At 61.7% G+C, this 20363-nt stretch carries 21 protein-coding genes and 1 riboswitch; of the genes, 8 read left to right on the top strand and 13 right to left on the bottom strand.

The features are described from left to right. Positions 1–42: 42 nt before the first annotated feature. Genes BS626_RS02265 through BS626_RS02255 form a run of 3 tightly spaced genes read left to right on the top strand, consistent with a single transcriptional unit; the run spans position 43 to position 3007 of the window. Positions 43–804: an endonuclease/exonuclease/phosphatase family protein gene (locus tag BS626_RS02265; protein WP_075180773.1), complete on the top strand. Its 762-nt coding sequence runs from the start codon at positions 43–45 to the stop codon at positions 802–804. Next, positions 801–2045, top strand: coding sequence for a cardiolipin synthase ClsB (clsB, locus tag BS626_RS02260; RefSeq protein WP_075180772.1), 1245 nt, complete (start codon positions 801–803; stop codon positions 2043–2045). The genes BS626_RS02265 and clsB overlap by 4 nt, the downstream gene beginning before the upstream one ends. Further along, positions 2045–3007 (top strand): YbhN family protein, encoded by a 963-nt coding sequence (locus BS626_RS02255; protein ID WP_075180771.1) that lies wholly within the window; start codon positions 2045–2047, stop codon positions 3005–3007. The genes clsB and BS626_RS02255 overlap by 1 nt, the downstream gene beginning before the upstream one ends. Before the next feature lie 31 nt (positions 3008–3038). Here BS626_RS02255 and BS626_RS02250 read toward each other — a convergent pair whose 3' ends face one another. The 7 genes from BS626_RS02250 to moaA form a co-directional block, all read right to left on the bottom strand. After that, positions 3039–3749, bottom strand: coding sequence for a Bax inhibitor-1/YccA family protein (locus BS626_RS02250; protein WP_075180770.1), 711 nt, complete (start codon positions 3747–3749; stop codon positions 3039–3041). Positions 3750–3848: 99 nt separating this feature from the next. Then, positions 3849–4937, bottom strand: a complete 1089-nt coding sequence (locus tag BS626_RS02245; RefSeq protein WP_075180769.1) for a DUF1615 domain-containing protein — start codon at positions 4935–4937, stop codon at positions 3849–3851. 9 nt (positions 4938–4946) lie between these two features. After that, a complete protein-coding gene (gene moaE / locus BS626_RS02240) occupies positions 4947–5414 on the bottom strand; it encodes a molybdopterin synthase catalytic subunit MoaE (protein WP_075180768.1) in 468 nt (155 codons plus the stop codon). 1 nt (position 5415) lies between these two features. Further along, positions 5416–5664, bottom strand: coding sequence for a molybdopterin synthase sulfur carrier subunit (moaD, locus tag BS626_RS02235; RefSeq protein WP_075180767.1), 249 nt, complete (start codon positions 5662–5664; stop codon positions 5416–5418). After that, the gene (gene moaC / locus BS626_RS02230; RefSeq protein ID WP_075180766.1) at positions 5661–6143 is read right to left on the bottom strand and encodes a cyclic pyranopterin monophosphate synthase MoaC; all 483 of its coding nucleotides are present in this window, start codon (positions 6141–6143) and stop codon (positions 5661–5663) included. The genes moaD and moaC overlap by 4 nt, the downstream gene beginning before the upstream one ends. A gap of 2 nt (positions 6144–6145) precedes the next feature. After that, positions 6146–6661 (bottom strand): molybdenum cofactor biosynthesis protein B, encoded by a 516-nt coding sequence (gene moaB / locus BS626_RS02225; RefSeq protein ID WP_075180765.1) that lies wholly within the window; start codon positions 6659–6661, stop codon positions 6146–6148. Positions 6662–6673: 12 nt separating this feature from the next. After that, positions 6674–7660, bottom strand: coding sequence for a GTP 3',8-cyclase MoaA (gene moaA, locus BS626_RS02220; protein ID WP_075180764.1), 987 nt, complete (start codon positions 7658–7660; stop codon positions 6674–6676). Further along, a riboswitch (molybdenum cofactor riboswitch) is annotated at positions 7650–7782 on the bottom strand. (Overlaps the previous gene by 11 nt.) Before the next feature lie 199 nt (positions 7783–7981). On the opposite strand from moaA, the gene yvcK reads away from it, so the two are divergent. Continuing rightward, a complete protein-coding gene (gene yvcK / locus BS626_RS02215; RefSeq protein WP_075180763.1) occupies positions 7982–8890 on the top strand; it encodes a uridine diphosphate-N-acetylglucosamine-binding protein YvcK in 909 nt (302 codons plus the stop codon). Positions 8891–8917: 27 nt separating this feature from the next. Here the strand turns inward: yvcK and uvrB are convergent, their stop codons facing one another. Continuing rightward, the gene (gene uvrB, locus BS626_RS02210) at positions 8918–10954 is read right to left on the bottom strand and encodes an excinuclease ABC subunit UvrB (protein WP_075180762.1); all 2037 of its coding nucleotides are present in this window, start codon (positions 10952–10954) and stop codon (positions 8918–8920) included. Positions 10955–11824: 870 nt separating this feature from the next. Between uvrB and BS626_RS02205 the strand changes: the two genes are divergently transcribed. Further along, complete coding sequence (locus BS626_RS02205) at positions 11825–12541, top strand: ATP-binding cassette domain-containing protein (protein WP_075180761.1); 717 nt, start codon at positions 11825–11827, stop codon at positions 12539–12541. A 6-nt stretch (positions 12542–12547) separates the two neighbouring features. Here BS626_RS02205 and bioD read toward each other — a convergent pair whose 3' ends face one another. The 4 genes from bioD to bioB are packed head-to-tail and all read right to left on the bottom strand — an operon-like array spanning position 12548 to position 16124. Beyond that, entirely contained in the window at positions 12548–13219 is a 672-nt protein-coding gene (gene bioD, locus BS626_RS02200; RefSeq protein ID WP_075180760.1) for a dethiobiotin synthase, read from the bottom strand. After that, complete coding sequence (gene bioC, locus BS626_RS02195; RefSeq protein ID WP_240494245.1) at positions 13212–13958, bottom strand: malonyl-ACP O-methyltransferase BioC; 747 nt, start codon at positions 13956–13958, stop codon at positions 13212–13214. The genes bioD and bioC overlap by 8 nt, the downstream gene beginning before the upstream one ends. After that, positions 13942–15093, bottom strand: a complete 1152-nt coding sequence (gene bioF / locus BS626_RS02190) for an 8-amino-7-oxononanoate synthase (RefSeq protein ID WP_075180758.1) — start codon at positions 15091–15093, stop codon at positions 13942–13944. Before bioF ends, bioC begins: the two co-directional genes overlap by 17 nt. Further along, on the bottom strand, positions 15093–16124 hold the full coding sequence (gene bioB, locus BS626_RS02185) for a biotin synthase BioB (protein WP_075181108.1): 1032 nt from the start codon (positions 16122–16124) through the stop codon (positions 15093–15095). The genes bioF and bioB overlap by 1 nt, the downstream gene beginning before the upstream one ends. 88 nt (positions 16125–16212) lie before the next feature. On the opposite strand from bioB, the gene bioA reads away from it, so the two are divergent. The 3 genes from bioA to BS626_RS02170 all read left to right on the top strand — a co-directional run bounded on the left by bioA (position 16213) and on the right by BS626_RS02170 (position 19311). Then, on the top strand, positions 16213–17493 hold the full coding sequence (bioA, locus tag BS626_RS02180; RefSeq protein WP_075180757.1) for an adenosylmethionine--8-amino-7-oxononanoate transaminase: 1281 nt from the start codon (positions 16213–16215) through the stop codon (positions 17491–17493). Between the two features lie 73 nt (positions 17494–17566). Beyond that, positions 17567–18610: an NADP-dependent oxidoreductase gene (locus tag BS626_RS02175; RefSeq protein WP_075180756.1), complete on the top strand. Its 1044-nt coding sequence runs from the start codon at positions 17567–17569 to the stop codon at positions 18608–18610. Positions 18611–18630: 20 nt separating this feature from the next. Continuing rightward, positions 18631–19311, top strand: coding sequence for a type 1 glutamine amidotransferase domain-containing protein (locus BS626_RS02170; RefSeq protein ID WP_075180755.1), 681 nt, complete (start codon positions 18631–18633; stop codon positions 19309–19311). Positions 19312–19346: 35 nt separating this feature from the next. Here BS626_RS02170 and pgl read toward each other — a convergent pair whose 3' ends face one another. Continuing rightward, positions 19347–20342 carry a 6-phosphogluconolactonase gene (gene pgl, locus BS626_RS02165; protein ID WP_075180754.1) on the bottom strand — a complete coding sequence of 332 codons (996 nt, stop codon included), beginning with the start codon at positions 20340–20342 and terminating at the stop codon, positions 19347–19349. Between the last annotated feature and the right edge of the window lie 21 nt (positions 20343–20363).

Raw genomic sequence — 20363 nt, 5'->3', positions numbered from 1 at the left:
TACACTTTAACCTTATCAAGACGATAAGGAGAGCCGTTAAGTATGCCACAAAAAGGCGGGTCGTTGCGTTTAAACATTTTAACCCTGAATATACACAAGGGATTTACCAGCTTTAACCGCCGTTTTATGTTGCCCGATTTGCGCGAAGCCATTCGCGGTACCGGGGCCGATCTGGTCCTGTTACAAGAGGTTACCGGCAGCCAACTGCTGCACGGTACGCCTCCCGACGGCTGGCCTACGGCGTCCCACCTCGCGTTTCTGGCCGACAGCGTCTGGCCGCAGTATGCCTACGGGCGCAACGCGGTGTATCCCGAGGGTGACCACGGCAATGCGGTGCTGTCGCGCTTCCCTATTCACCGCGTCCACAATCGTGATATCTCCACGCCCGGCAGTGAAAAGCGCGGCGTCCTGCACTGCGAAATCGCGCTGCCAGACGATCGTCCACCGCTGCAGGTCATGTGTATTCATCTCGGCCTGCGGGCAGCGCAGCGCCGCGCGCAGCTGGCGCAGCTGTGTGAACTGATCGCCGCCCTGCCCCCGGCGTCGCCGCTGGTGGTCGGCGGTGACTTCAATGACTGGCAGCAGTACGCCACTCGCAAACTGCAGCAATGCGCTAATCTGAAAGAGGTCTTCAGCCAGCATGCAGGCCGTCCGGCGCGAACCTTTCCCGCCTGGCTGCCGCTGCTGCGTCTGGATCGCCTGTATGTTCGCAACGCGGCGTTCAGCCGCCCCTTGAGCCTGCCACGTCAGCCCTGGTCGCAGCTCTCCGATCATGCTCCGCTGGCAGTGGAGATTCAATTATGAAACCCGCATGGCGCAGCGGTAACCAGATCCGCTTGTTGATTAACGGCGATGCCTTTTTTCCCCGGGTTTTTGACGCCATCCGGCAGGCCAAACGCTCGGTGGTGCTGGAAACCTTCATTCTGTTCTATGACAACATCGGTCGTGAACTGCATGCGGTGCTGCAAGCCACGGCGGCGCGCGGCGTCAGCGTCGAGGTGATGGTCGATGCCTACGGCTCGCCGGACCTGGAGGGAGAGTTCATTAATACCCTTACCGCGGCCGGCGTAAGGTTTGTTCTCTACGATCCCGGCCCGCGCCTGCTGGGCGTGCGCACCAATGTCTTTCGCCGCCTGCACCGCAAGATAGTCACCGTGGATGATGAGGTGGCGTTCGTCGGCGGCATAAACTACTCCGCGGAACACATGATTGATTACGGGCCGGAAGCTAAACAGGATTACAGCGTTGAGGTGCGGGGGCCGGTGGTGGACGACATCGTGGCTTATACTCGCGAGGCGATCGGCAGTCAGCAGAAGGTCAGTCACTGGTGGTCGCGGCACGGCCGCATTCGGCCGGATCGCCCGTTGCCCGGCGAGGCGCAGGCGCTGTTTGTCTGGCGGGATAACGATCAGCACCGCGACGATATTGAGCGTCACTATCTGCAAATGCTGCGCGAAGCCAAACGGCAGGTCATTATTGCCAATGCCTATTTCTTTCCCGGCTATCGCTTACTGAAAGAGATGCGCAATGCGGCGCGGCGCGGCGTACGGGTCAAGCTTATCGTGCAGGGCGAACCCGATATGCCGATTGTGAAAGTCGGTGCCGAGCTGCTTTACACCTGGCTGGTTAACGCCGGGGTGGAGATTTACGAATATATTCGCCGACCGCTGCACGCCAAGATTGCGCTACAGGATTCGCACTGGGTGACCGTTGGCTCCAGCAACCTCGATCCGCTGAGCCTGTCGCTGAATCTGGAAGCCAACCTGATTTTCCACGATCGGGCGTTTAATCAGCAGCTGACTGACCATTTGACCACTCTGCTGAAAGCAGATTGCCGGCGGGTTGACGCGAGCGATTTACCGCGGCGCAATCTGTGGCAGCTGAGTAAAAACGTGGTGGTCTTTCATTTTCTGCGCCACTTTCCGGCGATTGCCGGCTGGCTGCCGGCGCATACCCCGCGGCTGGCAGAGGTTGATCCGCCGGTGCAGCCGGAGCTGGAGACACAGGATCGCATCGATGTCGATAACGGAGGCGTAAAACCCTGATGTCACGATCGCACAAGGTCTGGAAACAGACCAAAAGCATCCTTACCTGGCTGTTTTTTATCGCGGTGCTGGTGCTGCTGGTGCTCTATGCGCGCAAAGTGGACTGGGGCGATGTCTGGAATGTGATTCGGGATTACAATCGCACGGCCTTTTTTAGCGCGGTGGCGCTGGTGGTAGTCAGCTATCTGATCTACGGCGTCTACGATCTGATCGGCCGTGCCTGGTGCCGCCACCGGCTGGCGAAGCGTCAGGTGATGCTGGTGTCGTTTATCTGTTACGCGTTTAATCTGACGCTCTCCACCTGGGTTGGCGGCGTGGCCATGCGCTACCGGCTCTATTCGCGGCTGGGCCTGCCGGGTAAAACGATTACCCGCATCTTCTCGATGAGCATCGCCACCAACTGGCTGGGCTACCTGCTGGTCGCCGGGACGATTTTTGCCGCCGGTCTGGTACCGGTGCCGCGACACTGGTACATCGGCGACGGTACGCTGCAGATCATCGGCGCCGGTCTGCTGCTGGCCAGCGCGCTGTTTCTCGGGCTGTGCGCGTGTTCACCGCGCCGCAGCTGGAAGGTCCGCGGACACAAGCTGTCGCTGCCGTCGCTGCCGATGGCGCTGTTTCAGTTTGCCATTTCCAGCGCTAACTGGATGGTGATGGGCACCATTATCTGGATCCTGATGGGTCAGCAGGTCGCGTGGCCGGTGATCCTCGGCGTGCTGCTGGTCAGCAGTATTGCCGGAGTGATTATTCATATTCCGGCCGGTATTGGGGTGATGGAGGCGGTATTTCTGGCGCTGCTGTCCGGCGAGTCGGTAACGCAGGGAACCATCATTGCCGCCCTGCTGGCGTGGCGGGTGCTCTATTTTATCCTGCCGCTGCTGCTGGCGCTGGTGCTGTATCTGTGTCTGGAGAGCCGGGCAACGTCGCTGCGAACCCGCCATCCGCACGATGCCGGCGGTTAAAAAAACGCCTCCGAACGGAGGCGTTATAGCATCAGCGGCGGTTGCCAAAGATGCGAAGCAGCATCAGGAACAGGTTAATGAAGTCAAGATAGAGGGTCAGCGCGCCCATGATTGAGTAGCGGCGCAAATTCTCTTTGTCGCGAACATCAATTTGCTCACCGATGTTTTTCAGCTTCTGGGTGTCATAGGCGGTCAGGCCGACAAACACCACCACGCCAATATAGGTGACGGCCCACATCAGCGCGCTGCTCTTCAGCCAGATATTGACCAGCGAGGCCAGCACAATACCGATCAATGCCATAAACAGCATGCTGCCCATGCCGCTCAGATCGCGTTTCGTGGTGTAGCCCCAGAAGCTCATTGCGCCAAACATCCCGGCCGTCACCACAAAAGTCGAGGCGATGGAAGACTGGGTGTAGACGATAAAGATCGAGGCCATGGTCAGGCCCGTCAATGCCGAATAAAGCATAAACAGGCTGGTTGCCAGCGCTCCGCTCATCTTATGAACCATGCCGGAGAGCACAAAGACCAGCGCCAGCTGAGCAATGATCAGGCCAAAAAAGGTGATCTGGCTTTGAAACACAAACTGCAGGATAGCCGGCGTGTTGGCAGCATACCAGGCGACAAACGCCGTCAGCAGCAGCCCGCAGGTCATCCAGCCGTACACTTGCGCCATATAGGTTTGCAGCCCGCTGGCGGTGCGCTGCATAACAGAATTGTCGGAACCCGGATATCGATCCATGATGCCCCCTTTCAGGTGAGTCTGGGAAATCCCCGCGGGTGCGGGGCGTTAACGCCTACAGTCTGGCACAGGATCGGCAATATTGACCAGTGCTTTCCCTTACCCGCCGGCGCGCGCCATGCAGCGCTGATAGCGACCGTCGACGCGCTGCGCAAACCAGGCGGTGGTCAGCTTGCGGGTTATTTTGGGGCTGTCGAGGGCGATCCCCGGCAGTTGCTCGCGCGGCAGGCGGCTTCCGGCCTGGCCGTCGGCCAGTGCAAATACCCGGTGCCACAGCGCGCTGTCGCTGAAGTCCGCGGTAGTGCTCAGCTCCAGCGCGTCGCGTATCGCGGCATTATCCATCTTTAGCTGCGGCCCCAGCACCCGCACGGCTTTTTCGGTCGCACCGGCCTGGCGGCTTCCCCAGGCGATCAGATCGCCATCGCGCGCCAGCCTGATGCCGCTCAGGCGACTAACCGCCGACTGAAATGCCGCATTGCGGCTGGCATACCAGCCAGCGTTAAAGTCAGCAAAACGGTACAGCGGCCGGCTGTAGTCCGCCGGGTAGCCCAGCAGGTGCATAATGCCAAAGTACATGCCGCCGCGGCGGGTGAAGACTTCATTGCGAATGCGCTGGGTTACCGGCCACGGATACCCCCTGGCATGCGCCTCAGCAAACGCGATACTCACCTGCATCGGCCCGCCGGTGCGGATGGGATTCAGCTGACCAAACAGCCGCTGCCCCAGCGGCACAGAATCCAGCATGTCGTCGAAGATGTCGCTGAGGTCCTGCTCGGTACGCACGCTATCAAGCCGTTCGCGATAGCTTTTACCGTTTGGTGAGTCCACGCGCAGCGCGGTATGCACTAAAAACGCGGGAATATGCAGGCTGGCGGCGCGGCGGTCAATTTCCGCCCAGGCAATCTTCGCCAGTCCAGGCACCGCCGGATTGGCGGTGAACGTGGACTCCTGTTCGGCTACCGCCAGCGTGGCGCAGAAGTTACTGTCGGTCATCGGCAGCTGCTGACTGAGAAAGGCGGTGTAGATGTCGCTGGCCCAGCCGGCCTGGTCACTGACGCCGGACGGCATCAGCCGGATGAGTGTTGCCTTCGCCGTTTCCGGTTGCAGCGGCGCCGGCGCCGGCGGGGTACGGCTGCTGCAGCCGGCCAGCAGCAGGGCCAGCAGCAGCGGGGAGAACAGTTTGATCATGCGCGTCCGTTATTCTGTCGGTGTGGAGGACCAGCGCGCGGCGGCGTCGCGGTCGCTGTCGCGGGCATCCACCCAGCGGTCGCCCTGCGGAGTGGTTTCCCGCTTCCAGAACGGCGCGCGGGTTTTCAGCGTATCCATGATAAATTCCGCCGCCGCAAAGGCGGCCGCACGGTGGGCAGAACTGACGCCGACCAGCACAATCTGGTCGCCGGGGAACAGCGCTCCCGTGCGGTGGATCACGGTCACCCGCCCAAGCGGCCAGCGCGCGCGCGCGTCCTCTACCAGCGCGTGCAGCACGCTTTCGGTCATGCCGGGATAGTGCTCCAGGCTCAGCGCCTGCACGCTGGCACCGAGGTTGTGATTGCGCACTTTACCGGTAAAGGTCACCACTGCGCCGTCGTCGTCGCCGGCCAGTAGCCAGTCGTACTCTTCACCGAATGCAAAGGGGGTTGCCCCCACGCGAATACGGGTGTGCATCTTATCCTCCGGTGACCGGTGGGAAAAACGCCACTTCATCGCCATCGCGCAGCGGATGATCAAAGGACACCAGCGTCTGATTCACCGCCGCCAGCAGGTTGTCTGCCGACAGCGCCAGCGCCCAGCGTTCACCGCGTAAGGCCAGCCGATCGCGCAGCGCCGCTACGCTGGTTATCCCCTGCCACGCCAGCTCGAGGCTGGCGGTGTCGGTGAGTTCACGTACCTGAGCGAAGAACAGCACGCGGATCATGCTTCACCTGCCTGAAAGTCTCCTGACTTACCGCCCCGCTTGCTGAGCAGACGCACCTGTTCAATCACCATGTCTTTTTGCACCGCTTTGCACATGTCATACAGGGTCAACGCCGCCACCGAGGCGGCGGTCAGCGCTTCCATCTCAACGCCGGTTTTGCCGGTCAGCCGGCAGCAGGTCTCAATGCGTACGCGATGCGCTTCGGGTTGCGCCTCGAGGATCACCTCCACGCTGCTGAGCATCAGCGGATGACAGAGCGGAATCAGATCCCAGGTGCGTTTCGCCGCCTGGATACCGGCAATGCGGGCGGTAGCAAAGACATCGCCTTTATGATGATGTCCGTCGAGGATCATCTGCAGCGTTTCCGGCTGCATCGTAACAAACGCTTCCGCACGGGCTTCGCGCACGGTCTCCGCCTTGGCCGCAACATCGACCATATGGGCGTCGCCGCGGGCGGACAGGTGGGTTAACTGCGACATAATCAGACTTTCTTCAGTTGCGAGACAAAGTTACAGGGGCGGTGGCGGGCATCCAGCTGATCCAGCAGAATGTGCTGCCAGGCCAGCCGACAGGCACCAGTAGATCCAGGCATCGCGACAATCAGCGTGTCGTTAGCCAGGCCGGCCAGCGCGCGGGATTGCAGGGTCGAACTGCCCACATCCTCCCAGGAGAGCATGCGAAACACCTCGCCAAACCCCTCAATGGTACGATCGAACAGCGGCAGCAGCGCCTCCGGTGTACTGTTTTTAGCATGGAATCCGGTACCGCCAGCGATCAGCACAACCTGGACATCGGCGCTGGCAATCCAGCTGGAGACGGTGGCGCGAATCCGGTAGCGGTTATCCGCCACCAGCGCGTGATCCACCACCCGGTGGCCGGCCTCGGCAATCGCCTCACGCAGATAGTCACCGGAGCTGTCGTTGCTGGCATCGCGACTGTCGGAGACGGTGAGAACAGCTAGATTGAGCGGAACAAACGTCGCGGACATTGTACTCATGGGATCTCCTTGTCAACCACCAATAAACGAAAGATTTTGGGTTATGCCGGTCTGTCCCTGATGCAAGAAATGGGTCTGTTTCTTTTGCCCCAGGCTGTCGGCAATACGCGCCTGCAGGGCCGCCTGTTGACCATCATCGGCCAGCAGATCGCGCAGCGGGACGCCCGCCTCACCAAACAGGCACAGATGCAAATTGCCCAACGCGGAGACGCGCAGACGGTTACAGCTGGCGCAGAACGACGGCTCATACGGCATGATCAGCCCGACCTCCCCCTGATAGTCGGGGTGACCGAAGACCTGCGCCGGACCGTCGCTGCGGCCGCGCGGTTTAAGCTGCCACCCCTGGGCTATCAGCTCGCGGCGAATCACCTCCCCGGAGAGATGGTGGCGACGAAACAGCGCTCCTCCCTCACCGGTCTCCATCAGCTCAATAAACCGCAGCTGAATGGGGCGGGTCTTGATCCACGCCAGAAAACGGGCCAGGCTGCGGTCATTCAGATCGCGCATCAGTACCGCGTTCACCTTTACCGTGGCATAACCGGCGTCCAGCGCGGCATCAATACCGGCCATAACCTGATGAAAACGATCCTGCCCGGTGATGGCGTGGAACTGACGCGGGTCGAGCGAATCCATACTGACGTTAATCGCCGTCAGCCCGGCGTCGCGCCAGCCGGCCACCTCGCGGGCCAGCCGGTAGCCGTTAGTGGTCACCGCCACGCGGCTAATGCCGGGAGTCGCCGCCACGGTGGCGATAATGTCGGTGAAATCGCGCCGCAGCGAAGGTTCGCCGCCGGTCAGGCGTACCTTTTCGGTACCGGCCGCCGCGAAGGCGGCCGTTAACCGGCGGATCTCCGCCAGCGTCAGAAACTGTTTGTTGGTAACCCCCTGCGGACGGTAACCATCGGGCAGGCAATAGGTGCAGCGAAAGTTGCACACGTCGGTTACCGACAGGCGCAGATAGTAAAATCGGCGCGCGAAGGCATCGGTTAATTGTGTCACGTTTACACCTTTCCAATAACGGGAGGCGCCGCCATTTCTCGCGACGCCCTGGCAGCCGGGGCTGCGGCCAGTCCACCGTATCCGAAGACCCAGGCGAAAAGGCTAGAGTGTGTGTCCTGCCAGTGTAGCGCCGCCGCCGCCGGCTTGTCACCTGCGCCAGACGCTATATAACTCATTTTATATCGCTTTTACTCTCACTTTTCGCCACTTATCGCTTAGTATCGCTCCACGTTCGTGCACAATAAAACTCGCCGGGTTGAGAACAAAACATTTTGTTATATTTACGCCACGCCATTTGTTCTTTCTTGCTCAAGGAGTGTCATGCGTAATCGTACGCTTGCTGATTTGGACCGCGTAGTCGCCCTCGGCGGCGGCCATGGCCTGGGACGGGTGATGTCTGCCCTGTCGCCGCTGGGCTCCCGCCTGACCGGGATTGTAACCACCACCGACAATGGCGGATCAACCGGGCGGATTCGCCGCTCCGAGGGCGGGATTGCCTGGGGGGATATGCGCAATTGTCTCAATCAGCTGATCACCGAGCCGAGCGTCGCCTCGGCGATGTTTGAGTACCGCTTTACCGGCAACGGCGAGCTGGCCGGGCATAACCTGGGTAATCTGATGCTGAAGGCCCTTGATCACCTTAGCGTGCGGCCGCTGGAGGCCATCAACATCATCCGCAATTTGCTGAAGGTGGACGCATTTCTGATCCCGATGTCAGAACAGCCGGTGGATTTGGTGGCGATGGACGCTGAGGGCCATTTGGTCTACGGCGAGACCGATATCGATCAGATGCCGCTGGCGCCGCAGGAGCTGATGCTGTCGCCCAGCGTCAGCGCCACTCGCGAGGCGATTGAAGCCATTGGCGAGGCGGATTTAATCCTGATTGGCCCCGGCAGTTTTTATACCAGCCTGATGCCGGTGCTGCTGCTGCCGGAGATTGCCCAGGCGCTGCGCCGTACGCCGTCGACCATGGTATTTATTGGTAATCTCGGCCGCGAGCTGAGCCCGGCCGCCGCGCGGCTGCGGGTGGCGGATAAGCTGACGCAGATGGAAAACGCCATCGGTAAGCGGGTAATCGACGCGCTGATTGTTGCGCCCGGTATCGACACCGACGGCGTCACCGACCGGCTGCTGATTCAGGAGCCGCTGGAGGCCGCCGATATCCGCTACCGCCACGACCGTCACCTGCTGCGCCTGGCGCTGGAGCACGCGGTTCAGGCCATTCACTGACGATCGTGGGGCGCACGCCCGCGATCGTCAGGAAGCGGCGATAAACAGCTCGCGCAGCGCATGCAGCCGATCGCGCGCTGCGGCGGCGGCCTCAAACTCCAGATTCTGCGCGTGCTGCTGCATCTCCTGCTCCAGCTGATGAATGTGCTTCTGCAGCGCCTGCGGCGAGAGATCCTGCAGACCGTCGGCCAGCGCCTCCTCGCGGCTGCTGCTCTTGCTGCCGCGACCGCGACCTTTGGCTTTGGTTTTTGCCAGTCCCTGCCCCAGCTCAAGAATGTCAGATATCTTCTTGTTCAGTCCCTGCGGCACGATGCCATGCTGCGCGTTGTGCAGCTGCTGTTTCTCGCGGCGGCGTTCGGTCTCATCGATGGCGCGCGCCATCGAGGGCGTCACTTTGTCTCCGTAGAGAATCGCCTTGCCGTTGACGTTACGCGCCGCGCGCCCAATGGTCTGGATCAGCGAACGCTCCGAACGCAGGAAGCCCTCTTTATCGGCATCGAGAATCGCCACCAGCGAGACCTCCGGCATATCCAATCCCTCACGCAGCAGGTTGATGCCGACCAGCACGTCAAACTCACCCAGCCGCAGGTCGCGAATGATCTCCACGCGCTCCACGGTGTCGATGTCAGAGTGCAGGTAGCGTACCCGCTCGCCGTGTTCGGTCAGATATTCGGTCAGATCTTCAGCCATGCGCTTGGTCAGCACCGTCACCAGCACCCGCTCGTTGATGGCCACGCGTTGACGGATCTCTGACAGCAGATCGTCCACCTGGGTCGCGACGGGCCTGACCTCTATCAGCGGATCCAGCAGGCCGGTTGGCCGCACCACCTGGTCTATGACCTCGCCGCCCGATTTTTCTAACTCGTAGTTGCCCGGAGTGGCAGAGACATAGATAGTCTGCGGCGCCAGTGCCTCAAACTCTTCAAACTTCAGCGGGCGGTTATCCAGCGCCGACGGCAGACGAAAACCGTACTCCACCAGCGTCTCTTTACGCGCCCGGTCGCCGCGGAACATGCCGCCAATCTGTGGAATCGTCACGTGAGACTCATCTACCACCAGCAGACCGTCGGCGGGCAGGTAATCAAACAGCGTTGGCGGCGCCTCGCCCGGGCCGCGCCCGGAGAGATAGCGCGAGTAGTTTTCAATGCCCGAGCAGTAGCCCAGCTCGTTCATCATTTCCAGGTCAAACTGCGTGCGTTGGCTAATGCGCTGCTCTTCCAGCAGCTTATTGTTGGCCAGCAGGGTTTGTCGGCGGTCCGCCAGCTCGATCTTGATCGCTTCCATCGCCTGCAGAATGCGCTCGCGCGGAGTGACGTAGTGGGTCTTGGGATAGATGGTGTAGCGCGGCACCACCTGGCCAACCTGGCCGGTCAGCGGATCGAAAATTGACAGTCGCTCCACCTCGTCATCAAACAGCTCCACCCGCAGGGCGTACTCGTCCGATTCCGCCGGGAAGATATCGATCACCTCTCCGCGCACGCGGAAAGTGCCGCGCTGGAACGCCTGATCGTTGCGGGTATATTGCAATTCGGCCAGCCGCCGCAGGATCGCGCGCTGATCGATAATCATGCCCCGCGTCAGATGCAGCATCATTTTCAAGTAGAGATCGGGATCGCCCAGACCGTAAATTGCCGAGACGGAGGCCACCACCACCACATCCCGGCGCTCCAGCAGCGCTTTAGTTGCGGAGAGGCGCATCTGCTCAATGTGTTCGTTAACCGACGCGTCCTTCTCGATAAAGGTGTCGGAGCTGGGTACGTAGGCTTCCGGTTGATAATAGTCGTAGTAGGAGACGAAGTACTCGACGGCGTTATCGGGGAAAAACTCTTTCATCTCACCGTACAGCTGTGCGGCCAGCGTCTTATTTGGCGCCAGTACCATGGTCGGACGATTCAGGTCGGCGATGACGTTGGCGATGGTGAAGGTTTTTCCCGATCCGGTGACGCCGAGCAGGGTTTGGTGGGCCAGCCCGTCCTCCAGCCCCTCTTCAAGGCGACGAATCGCTTCGGGCTGATCGCCGGCGGGCTGAAAGGCGGAATTCAGGGTAAAGACTTTGCTGCTCATAGCGGGACGACCTGCCGATGTGAGGGGTGATAAGGATTACTGGCTAATATTACTCGCCGTGGCTAATTTTGCCAGTCAATATAACTGGATATATCCTCAGTATTTTGCCATGCTGTGCGCACGGGCAGAGGTCGCCTTTTTACCGTGCAGCGCTGCCTTGCGGGTGGAGATCAGTTATCCCCAGAGATTCTGATGCGTTATCCTTTGTCAAGAGTCTGTCAGCAAATTCGCCGGTGCGGCAGAGTCCGATTATCCTCAGGCTTGATTTTAAATAACGATATGATTTTAAATAAATAATTTTAAAAGTCGAGTTTAACACCAGTTTGCTTACAACCCGCGTCCGCTCTCGCCTTCAGCGACTTTTCATTGTGAAATACACAACCTTATCCACAGGAATGGTGGATAACTGATGACAGCCCCGTCAGCGTCTGGCGTGGGGAAAAATCCCCCTGGCGCGATTTCCGCGGCGAAATATTTTTTTTGCGCTTTTTTTTGCTGAGCTTTGCCGATTTAACCGGCACTAATCTGCGATTTTTTAACTGTGTCAAGCGCCAACTTTAGCCGCCGGTGACGGGGCGAGGCAAAAATCTTCTGCACCACCGCTGCACCGCGCCAGACCGCGCATCAGCACCGAAACGGTGCAGGCTGACGCTTGCGGAAAGCAATTAATTAGCTCCGTTGACCAATCACCGAAGTGACACTTTCCCTGCTTAACTGGCCATTGTCGTGATAAACGCCACTTTGGCCTGCTTATTGCTTAATTTTCTGACCAGGAGAGCGATGCGCCCCCGGCGCGAACTGAGTCCCGATGCCAAACGTCACAGAACGCCAGCCACCGGTGTGCTCCAACCCGTCAAAGGAGAGTCTCCAATGTTACGTTTACGTGCGGTGAATCAATACTACGGTCAGCACCATATTTTATGGGATGTTGACCTCGATTTAACGCCCGGCAGCTGCACGGCGATTGTCGGCCGCTCAGGCATGGGGAAGACCACGCTGGTGAACTGCATCATGGGGCATTTACCGGTAAACAGCGGCAGCGTCGAGTGGTTAGCCGACGGAGGACAGGTGCAAAACCTGCTGGCTCACCCATCGTCCCAGCGCGCCGCGCTGGGGATGGGCTACATGCCGCAGGTACGGCAGGTCTTTTCGCAGCTCACGGTTGAAGAGAACCTGCATATTGCGCTGATGGCCGGCCAGCCGGACCGCCATAAGGCGATTCCAGCGACGGTATACGATCTGTTCCCGACGCTGTGGTCGCGGCGTCATCAGCGCGCCGGGGAATTAACTCGCGGCGATCAGCAGCAGCTGGCGCTGGCGCGCGCGCTGGTGCTGGAGCCAAAATTACTGCTTCTGGATGAGCCGGCGGAGGGGATGACGCCGTGGCTGGAGGAGGAGATGGGCAACCTGCTGCACCGCCTCAACCACGATTTTGGTTTGACCATCCTGCTGCTGGAGCAGCGCATCTCGCTGATTCGCCGGGTCGCGCAACACTTCTGCCTGCTGCACCGCGGCCGCAATGTGGCACAGGGTAGCGTTAACCAGCTGGACGATGCGATGCTCGCCAGCTGGCGGATTGCGGTCTGAGCCGCTTCAGGGCAGCCGGACCCAGCGGCCAAGATCGGCCTGCCGTTCGGCGGCGTTAAGGTGGGGGATCTCACCGAGCAGCGGCGCCCGCAGGCCGGCGCGCAGGGTCTGCATATATTCCGTATGGCGCCCGCCGGGCGGCACGATCTGGTTGGCAATCCAGCCCGCCAGCGGCAGGCCGCTGGCCAGAATCGCCTGCTGCGTAAGCAGTGCGTGATTAATGCAGCCCAGCCTGACCCCTACCACCAGCACCACCGGCAGCTGCGCCTCTGCCACCCAGTCTGCGTAGCTGACCCCCTCGCCGAGCGGCGTGTACCAGCCGCCGGCACCCTCCACCAGCAGCCAGTCTGATTTTTTCTCCAGCGCGGCCAGACCGCGATGCATTGCCGCCAGCGACACCGGCCGATCGCTTTCGGCGCTAACAATGTGCGGCGAGGTCGGTTCAGCAAAGGCAAACGGATTTACCTCTTCATAGCGCAGCGGCACCGCGCTATGTTGCTGCAGCGCCAGAGCATCCTCGTTACGCAGCCCCTCAGCAGTCTGTTCACAGCCTGAGGCCACCGGCTTGTAGCCCACTGCGCACCAGCCGGCCGCCGTGGCCGCCTGCAGCAGGGCGCTACTGGCGACGGTTTTTCCCACTTCGGTATCGGTGCCGGTAATAAAAAAGCGTTTACTCAACGTCAATCACTCCATAAACAATCTGATAACTGAGGCGATAGCCCTGCGCATCCCGCGGCCAGGCCGCGGCCAGCCGCTGCAGCCGCGCTTTATCGAGGCGCGGCCGCGCCTGCCCGCTATGCAGGTGGGTAGCGCCAATTCCCTTCAGTGAGTGCAGCGCCGCCAGCGGGGTGTCAAACCACAGCCGCAGCGGCTCACCGTGCAGCCTGGCCGCTGAGGCGGCGCGAATAGCGGCCTCCGGCAAAAAGCGGTTTACCGGCGGCGCGGCGTCCAGCGCCAGCCAGGCCTCACGCACCTCACTGAGCGAGCCCGCTTCCAGCGTGCTGAACAGCACTCGCCCTCCCGGGCGGGTGACCCGGCACAGCTCGGCCAGCGCCAGCGACAGCGAACTGCACCACTGTACGGCGAGATTGCTCCACACCGCATCTACGCTGTTATCCGCCAGCGGCAAGGCCTCAATATCCCCCAGCAGGTAGCGGTCGGCGACGCCCCCCTGCCGGGCGCGCTGCAGCATGCCCGGCGACAGATCCAGCGCCGTCACCGTCATCCCCTGCGCGCGCCAGCGCTGGCTAAACCAGCCGGTGCCGCAGCCGGCATCCAGCAGCTCGCCTGCGGGCAGCGTGCCCCCCAGCGCCAGCAGACGGTCGCCGCACTGCCGCTGCATCTGCGCATGTTGCTGATAGCTTTCCGCCGCACGGCCAAAAGCCTGCGCCACGGCGGCTTTATTCACCTGCGTCACTGAGTGCCTCCAACAGTCCGTTAATATCGGCCTCACGATGCGCGGCGCTCAGCGTAATGCGCAGCCGGGCGGTACCCGGCGGCACCGTCGGCGGACGGATCGCCCCCACCCAGTAGCCGCGCCGGCGGAGGTGTCCGGCCAGCCGCAGCGTGCGGGCGTTATCGCCGACAATCAGCGGCTGAATGGCGGATGCCGACGCGGTCAGCGGCAGCCCGCGCGCCGCGGCCTGCTGGCGGAACCAGTCAATATTGTGCTGCAGTCGGGCGCGCAACGCATCGCCCTGCTGCACGCAGCGCAGCGCCGCCTGCAGCGCCACCGCCTGCGCCGGTGGCATAGCGGTGCTGTAGATCAGATGCCGGGCAAACTGCAGCAAATACTCGGCCACCGCTTCGCTGCACAGCACTGCCGCGCCGCTGAGGCCAAAGGCTTTGCCGAAGGTCACTATCAGCAGGTCCGGCCGAACGCCCTGCTGCGCACAGCTACCGCGCCCCGCCTCGCCGAGCACGCCCACGCCGTGCGCATCATCCACCAGCAGCCAGCTACGGTGCTGACGGCTAAGCGCTGACAGCAGCGGCAGCGGAGCGGCGTCGCCATCCATGCTAAAGAGGCCTTCGGTAACGACCAGCGTCTCACCGTCGGTCGGCGCCGCCAGCAGGCGAGCCAGCGAGTCTGGCGAGTTGTGGTGAAAACGTCGCAGCGTGGCCGGGCTGTGCATCCCCGCCTCCAGCAGCGACGCGTGCGCCAGCTTATCGGCGAGCAGCCGATCCCCCGGGCCCAGCAGCGCGGCGATGGTTGCCTGATTGGCCGCAAATCCGGAGATAAACAGCAGCGCCCGGGGGTAGCCCAGCCACTCCGCCAGCGCCGACTCCAGATTCGCCTGTGCCGGGGTGTAGCCAGTGACGTGCGCCGAGGCGGCACTGCCTACACCGTAGCGCGCAGCGCCCTCCTGCCAGGCACTTATCAGCTGCGGATGGCGGCTCAGCCCGAGGTAATCATTACCGGCGAAGTTGCACCACTGGCCGTCGGCAGCGCGCAGGGTGCGCGCGTCCGGACGATCCAGGACCACCCGCTGTCGCAGGCTATCCTCCGCCCGCCTCGCCGCCAGCGCGGCGTCGATGCGCGCATGCCAGCTCATTACAGCGCCGCGTTATAGAACTGGTCGGTGTCAGCGTGCAGCAGCGCCGCGTCGAGCGCCTGCTGCTGCTCGACATCGCCGGCCTGGGTCGTCGTGTGCTCCGGATTCAGCCCCAGCTTGCGGAACAGAATCAGATCGCTATCCTCGGCCGGATTCGGGGTGGTCAGCAGTTTACAGCCGTAGAAGATGGAGTTCGCTCCGGCCATGAAGCACATTGCCTGCGTTTGTTCACTCATTTGCTCGCGGCCGGCAGAAAGGCGCACGTGCGAACGCGGCATCATGATGCGCGCCACCGCGATCGTGCGGATAAAGTCAAAGGGATCCACATCGTCGTTATCGGCCAGCGGCGTGCCTTTAACCTTCACCAGCATATTGATTGGCACGCTTTCCGGCGGTACCGGCAGATTGGCCAGCTGCATCAGCAGACCGGCGCGGTCATTCACGCTCTCACCCAGGCCGACAATGCCGCCGGAGCAGACCTTGATCCCGGCGTCACGCACGCGATCGAGGGTATCTAAGCGTTCCTGGTAGGAGCGGGTGGTGATGATATTGCCGTAAAATTCCGGCGAGGTGTCGAGGTTGTGATTGTAGAAATCGAGGCCAGCATCGGCCAGCATCCGGGCCTGATCGTCACTGAGGGTGCCGAGGGTCATGCAGGTTTCCATGCCCATCTCTTTTACCCCTTTAACCATCTGTGCCAGCCACGGCAGATCGCGATCCTTCGGGTTCTTCCACGCGGCGCCCATGCAAAAGCGGGTCGACCCTGCGGCCCTGGCCTGGCGGGCAGAGGAGAGCACCTCCTCCACCTCCATCAGTCGCTCGGTTTCCAGCCCGGTTTTGTAGCGCGAGCTCTGCGGACAATATTTACAGTCTTCCGGACAGGCGCCGGTTTTTATCGACAGCAGCGTACTGACCTGAACCTGCCGCGGATCAAAATGTTGACGATGCACCTGCTGTGCTTCAAACATCAGTTCCAGAAAGGGTTTATCAAACAGCGCCTGCGTCTGTTCAAGCGTCCAGCGGGTTGCCATTGCGTGCTCCAAATAGAGATTGTCAGTCGTTTTAATGGGGTTATAATTGTAAACTAATTTTTTTGTATTTAGTTTACAAGGTTTTTTCATGACGTCCGATGACCTCGCCTTTGATCGCCAGCACATCTGGCATCCCTATACCTCGATGACCGACCCCCTGCCCTGTTATCCGGTGGTGAGCGCCCGGGGCGCAACCCTGACGCTGGCCGATGGGCGCGAGCTGGTAGATGGCATGTCCTCATGGTGGGCGGCGGTACACGGTTACAATCACCCGCGCCTGAACGCCGCGCTGCAAACGCAAATCAGCCAGATGTCACACGTGATGTTTGGCGGAATTACGCATCCGCCGGCCGTCGCGCTATGCCGGCAGCTGGTGGCCATGACCCCGGCGCCGCTGGAGTGCGTGTTTCTTGCCGACTCCGGCTCGGTCGCGGTGGAAGTGGCAATGAAGATGGCCCTGCAGTACTGGCAGGCGCGGGGCGAGCCGCGCCAGCGGTTTCTCACCCTGCGGCGCGGCTACCACGGTGATACCTTCTCGGCGATGTCGGTGTGCGATCCGGAAAATTCGATGCACAGCCTGTGGCAGGGCTATCTGCCCAGCCACCTGTTCGCCGCCGCGCCGACCGGCGGCTTTTCGGGCGAAGCACCGGAAATCGATGATTTTCGCCGGCTGATCTCCGATAATCACCAGCAGATTGCCGCGGTCATTCTCGAACCGATCGTCCAGGGCGCTGGCGGTATGCGCTTCTATGCGCCGGGCTATTTGCAGGCGGTGCGGGCGCTGTGTGACCGCTTTGGAATCCTGCTGATTGCCGATGAAATTGCCACCGGCTTTGGCCGCACCGGCAAGCTGTTTGCCTGCGAACACGCCGACATTGCGCCGGACATTCTGTGCCTCGGTAAGGCGCTGACCGGCGGAACGCTGACGCTGTCTGCCACCCTGACGACCCGTCAGGTGGCGGAGACCATCAGCAACGGCGAGGCAGGCTGCTTTATGCACGGCCCAACCTTTATGGGCAACCCGCTGGCCTGCGCGGTAGCCAGCGAGAGCCTGGCGATCCTGCAGGAGGGAGAGTGGCAGCAGCAGGTGGCGGGCATTGCGCAGCAGCTGCGCGACGGTTTGCTGCCGCTGCGTGACCGCCCGGCGGTAGCCGATGTGCGGGTACTTGGCGCTATCGGCGTGGTGGAAACCCACCGTCCGGTGGCAATGGCCGCCATCCAGCAGCGGTTTGTTGAGCTGGGGGTGTGGATCCGCCCGTTTGGCCGGCTCATCTACCTGATGCCGCCCTATGTCAGCACGCCGGCGCAGCTGCGGCAGCTGACCGGAGCTATCGCTACCGCGCTTGAGGATCCGAGCCTGCTGCAGTAAAGGGCGCGTGCCGCTAAGCACAACCTCCCGTGTTGCACTACGCTTTTATGACCTTATCAACACGGGAGGATGTATGCCCCAGGACAAACAAACCAACCGGCGCATCGTGCTGGCTTCGCGCCCCCACGGTGCCCCTGACGCTTCGAATTTTCGCCTGGAGAGTGGCCACGTCCCCACCCCGGCAGCCGGTCAGCTGCTGCTGCGAACCGTCTATCTGTCCCTCGACCCCTACATGCGCGGCCGCATGAGTGATGCCCCCTCTTACGTACCGCCGGTGGCGGTGAATGAGGTCATGGGCGCCGGCACCGTCGCCATCGTCGAGCAATCCCAGCACCCCGATTATCAACCCGGCGACTGGGTCGTCAGCCAGAACGGCTGGCAGGATTTTGCTCTGTCCGACGGCCGCGGGCTGTTTAAGCTCAGCGGCCCGGTCCTGAAGCACCCCTCCTGGGCGCTGGGCGTACTGGGGATGACCGGCTTTACCGCTTATATGGGGCTGCTGGACATTGGCCAGCCGCAGGCGGGTGAGACGGTGGTGGTCGGTGCGGCCACCGGCGCGGTCGGCTCGATCGTCGGCCAGATCGCCAAAATAAAAGGATGCCACGTCGTCGGGATTGCCGGCGGAGAGGAAAAATGCCGCTATGCCGAAGAGGTGCTGGGATTTGATACCTGCCTCAATCACCATGAAGAGGGGCTGGCGGAGCGACTCAGCCGCTACTGTCCCGACGGCATTGATGTCTATTTCGAAAGCACCGGCGGCAAAATCTTTGATGCCGTGCTGCCGCTGATGAACAGTAAAGGCCGCATTCCGGTCTGCGGCCTGATCGCCGACTACAACAGCACCGCGCCCGCCAGCGGCCCGAATAAGCTGCCGCTGCTGCAAAGCGCCATCCTGCGTAAGCGCCTGCGGGTGCAGGGCTTCATCATCTCGCTTGACTACGCCGATCGCTTTGCGGAGTTCTTTAACAAAATGAGCCAGTGGGTCGCCGGCGATCGCCTGGTGTTCCGTGAAGATGTGGTTGACGGGCTGGATAACGCTCCCGAGACCTTTATCGGCATGCTGGAAGGTAAAAACTTTGGCAAAGTGATTGTCCGCGTTGCGGGCGACAAACCCTGATATTGAGTGAGGCACGCGCAATGAAAGTCCTGATGGTTTTAACCTCGCATGATACCCTCGGCGATACCGGCAAAAAGACCGGCTTCTGGCTGGAGGAGTTCGCCGCGCCCTGGTACGTATTTAAAGACGCCGGGCTGGACGTCGTCCTGGCCTCGCCCAAAGGCGGACAGCCGCCGCTCGATCCGGTCAGCGATGAGCCGGACGCGCAAACCCCGGATACCGAGCGATTCCGCCAGGATGCCGACGCGCGGCACGCGCTGGCGCATACCTTGCCGCTCTCTTCGGTAGACGCCGGTCAATATGATGCGCTGTTCTACCCCGGTGGCCACGGGCCGCTGTGGGATCTGGCTAACGATGAAGCCAGCCTGTCTCTGATTGAAAACATGTTCGCCAGCCGCAAGCCGGTCGGCGCCGTGTGCCACGCGCCGGGGGTACTGCGCCACGCGAAGCGTCCCGACGGATCGCCGCTGGTAGCCGGCTTACAGGTGACGGGATTCACCAATGAAGAGGAGAAGGCAGTTGGCCTGACCGACGTGGTGCCGTTCCTGGTTGAAGATGCGCTGAAAGCGCAGGGTGCCCATTTCAAATGCGGCGCCCCCTGGGGCGTGTTTACGCTGACCGACGGCTGGCTGGTCACCGGACAAAATCCGGCGTCGTCCGCCGCCGCCGCCGAGCAGCTGATCGCCCTGCTCGATAAATAAACCCACGGGGCGGCGGTGCGCCGCCCCTTCCGCCGTTACTCCTCCAGCGGCCGTATTACCACCCACATTGGCCCCTGCCCAACGGCATAGCGCTTCAGCGGCTGCAGTCCGCCCTCTGCGCCAATCCGGTATACCGCAATATGGTGAGATTTTTGTCCGGCGGCCACCAGATACGCTCCCTGCGAGTCAATATTGAAGCCGCGCGGCTGGGTTTCGGTCGGCACTTCCGTCAGCCGGGTCAGCGAGTCGCCTCCGGCGCTGATGCGAAACGCAGTGAGCGTGCTGGCGGTGCGATCGCAGCTGTAGAGGAACTGGCCATCCGGCGTAATGTGGATATCCGCCGCCCAGCGGGTGCCGCTGAAGCCGGCATCGAGCATATCCACGCTCTGTACGTGCAGCACCTGGCCGCTGGCGTCGTCGAGCTGCCAGACATCGACGCAGCTGTTCAGTTCGTTGACGCTGTAGGCCCAGGGCAGCCGCGGATGAAACACCATATGGCGCGGTCCGGCGCCGGGGGCGGTGTGCACTTCCCCTTGGGGAGTGGCCGTCAACTCTCCCGCGGCGCCCAGCGCGTACAGGCAAATGCGATCCTGCTTCAGCGCCGGCACAAACAGCGTCTGGTTGCGCGGATCGATATTGGCCGAATGACAGCCCGCCAACCCGCCTTGCACCGTTACCGGCTCGCCCGGCAGACCATCGCGGAGCGGCGAGACGCTGACGCAGGCGTCGTTGTACGAAGCGCAGAACAGCCAGCGGCCGCTACGATCGGTTGAAATATGCGACGGACTACCCGACAGGGAAGCCTGACCGGCAGCAGAGAGTTTACCTTCGGCATCAATGCGCCACGCCAGCACGCGGAAGTCCGGACGCACGCCGGCATACAGATAGCGCCCATCGGGGCTGACCACCAGCGGCTGTACCTGCGCGTGCACGTCCACGACCTGCAGCAGAGTCAGTGCGCCCTGCTCATCCATTTTCCAGCAGTGAATCTGTCCACTTTCCGGGCTGGCAGTGTATACAACGTGTTTCATGAGCTCTCCTTAATTAGTCTG

Origin of the sequence: Pantoea sp. 1.19, assembly GCF_001922585.1 — a bacterium.
GTDB lineage: Bacteria > Pseudomonadota > Gammaproteobacteria > Enterobacterales > Enterobacteriaceae > 1-19.
Note: the sequence above shows the minus strand (reverse complement) of the source record. Positions and strands in the feature narration are given on the sequence as shown.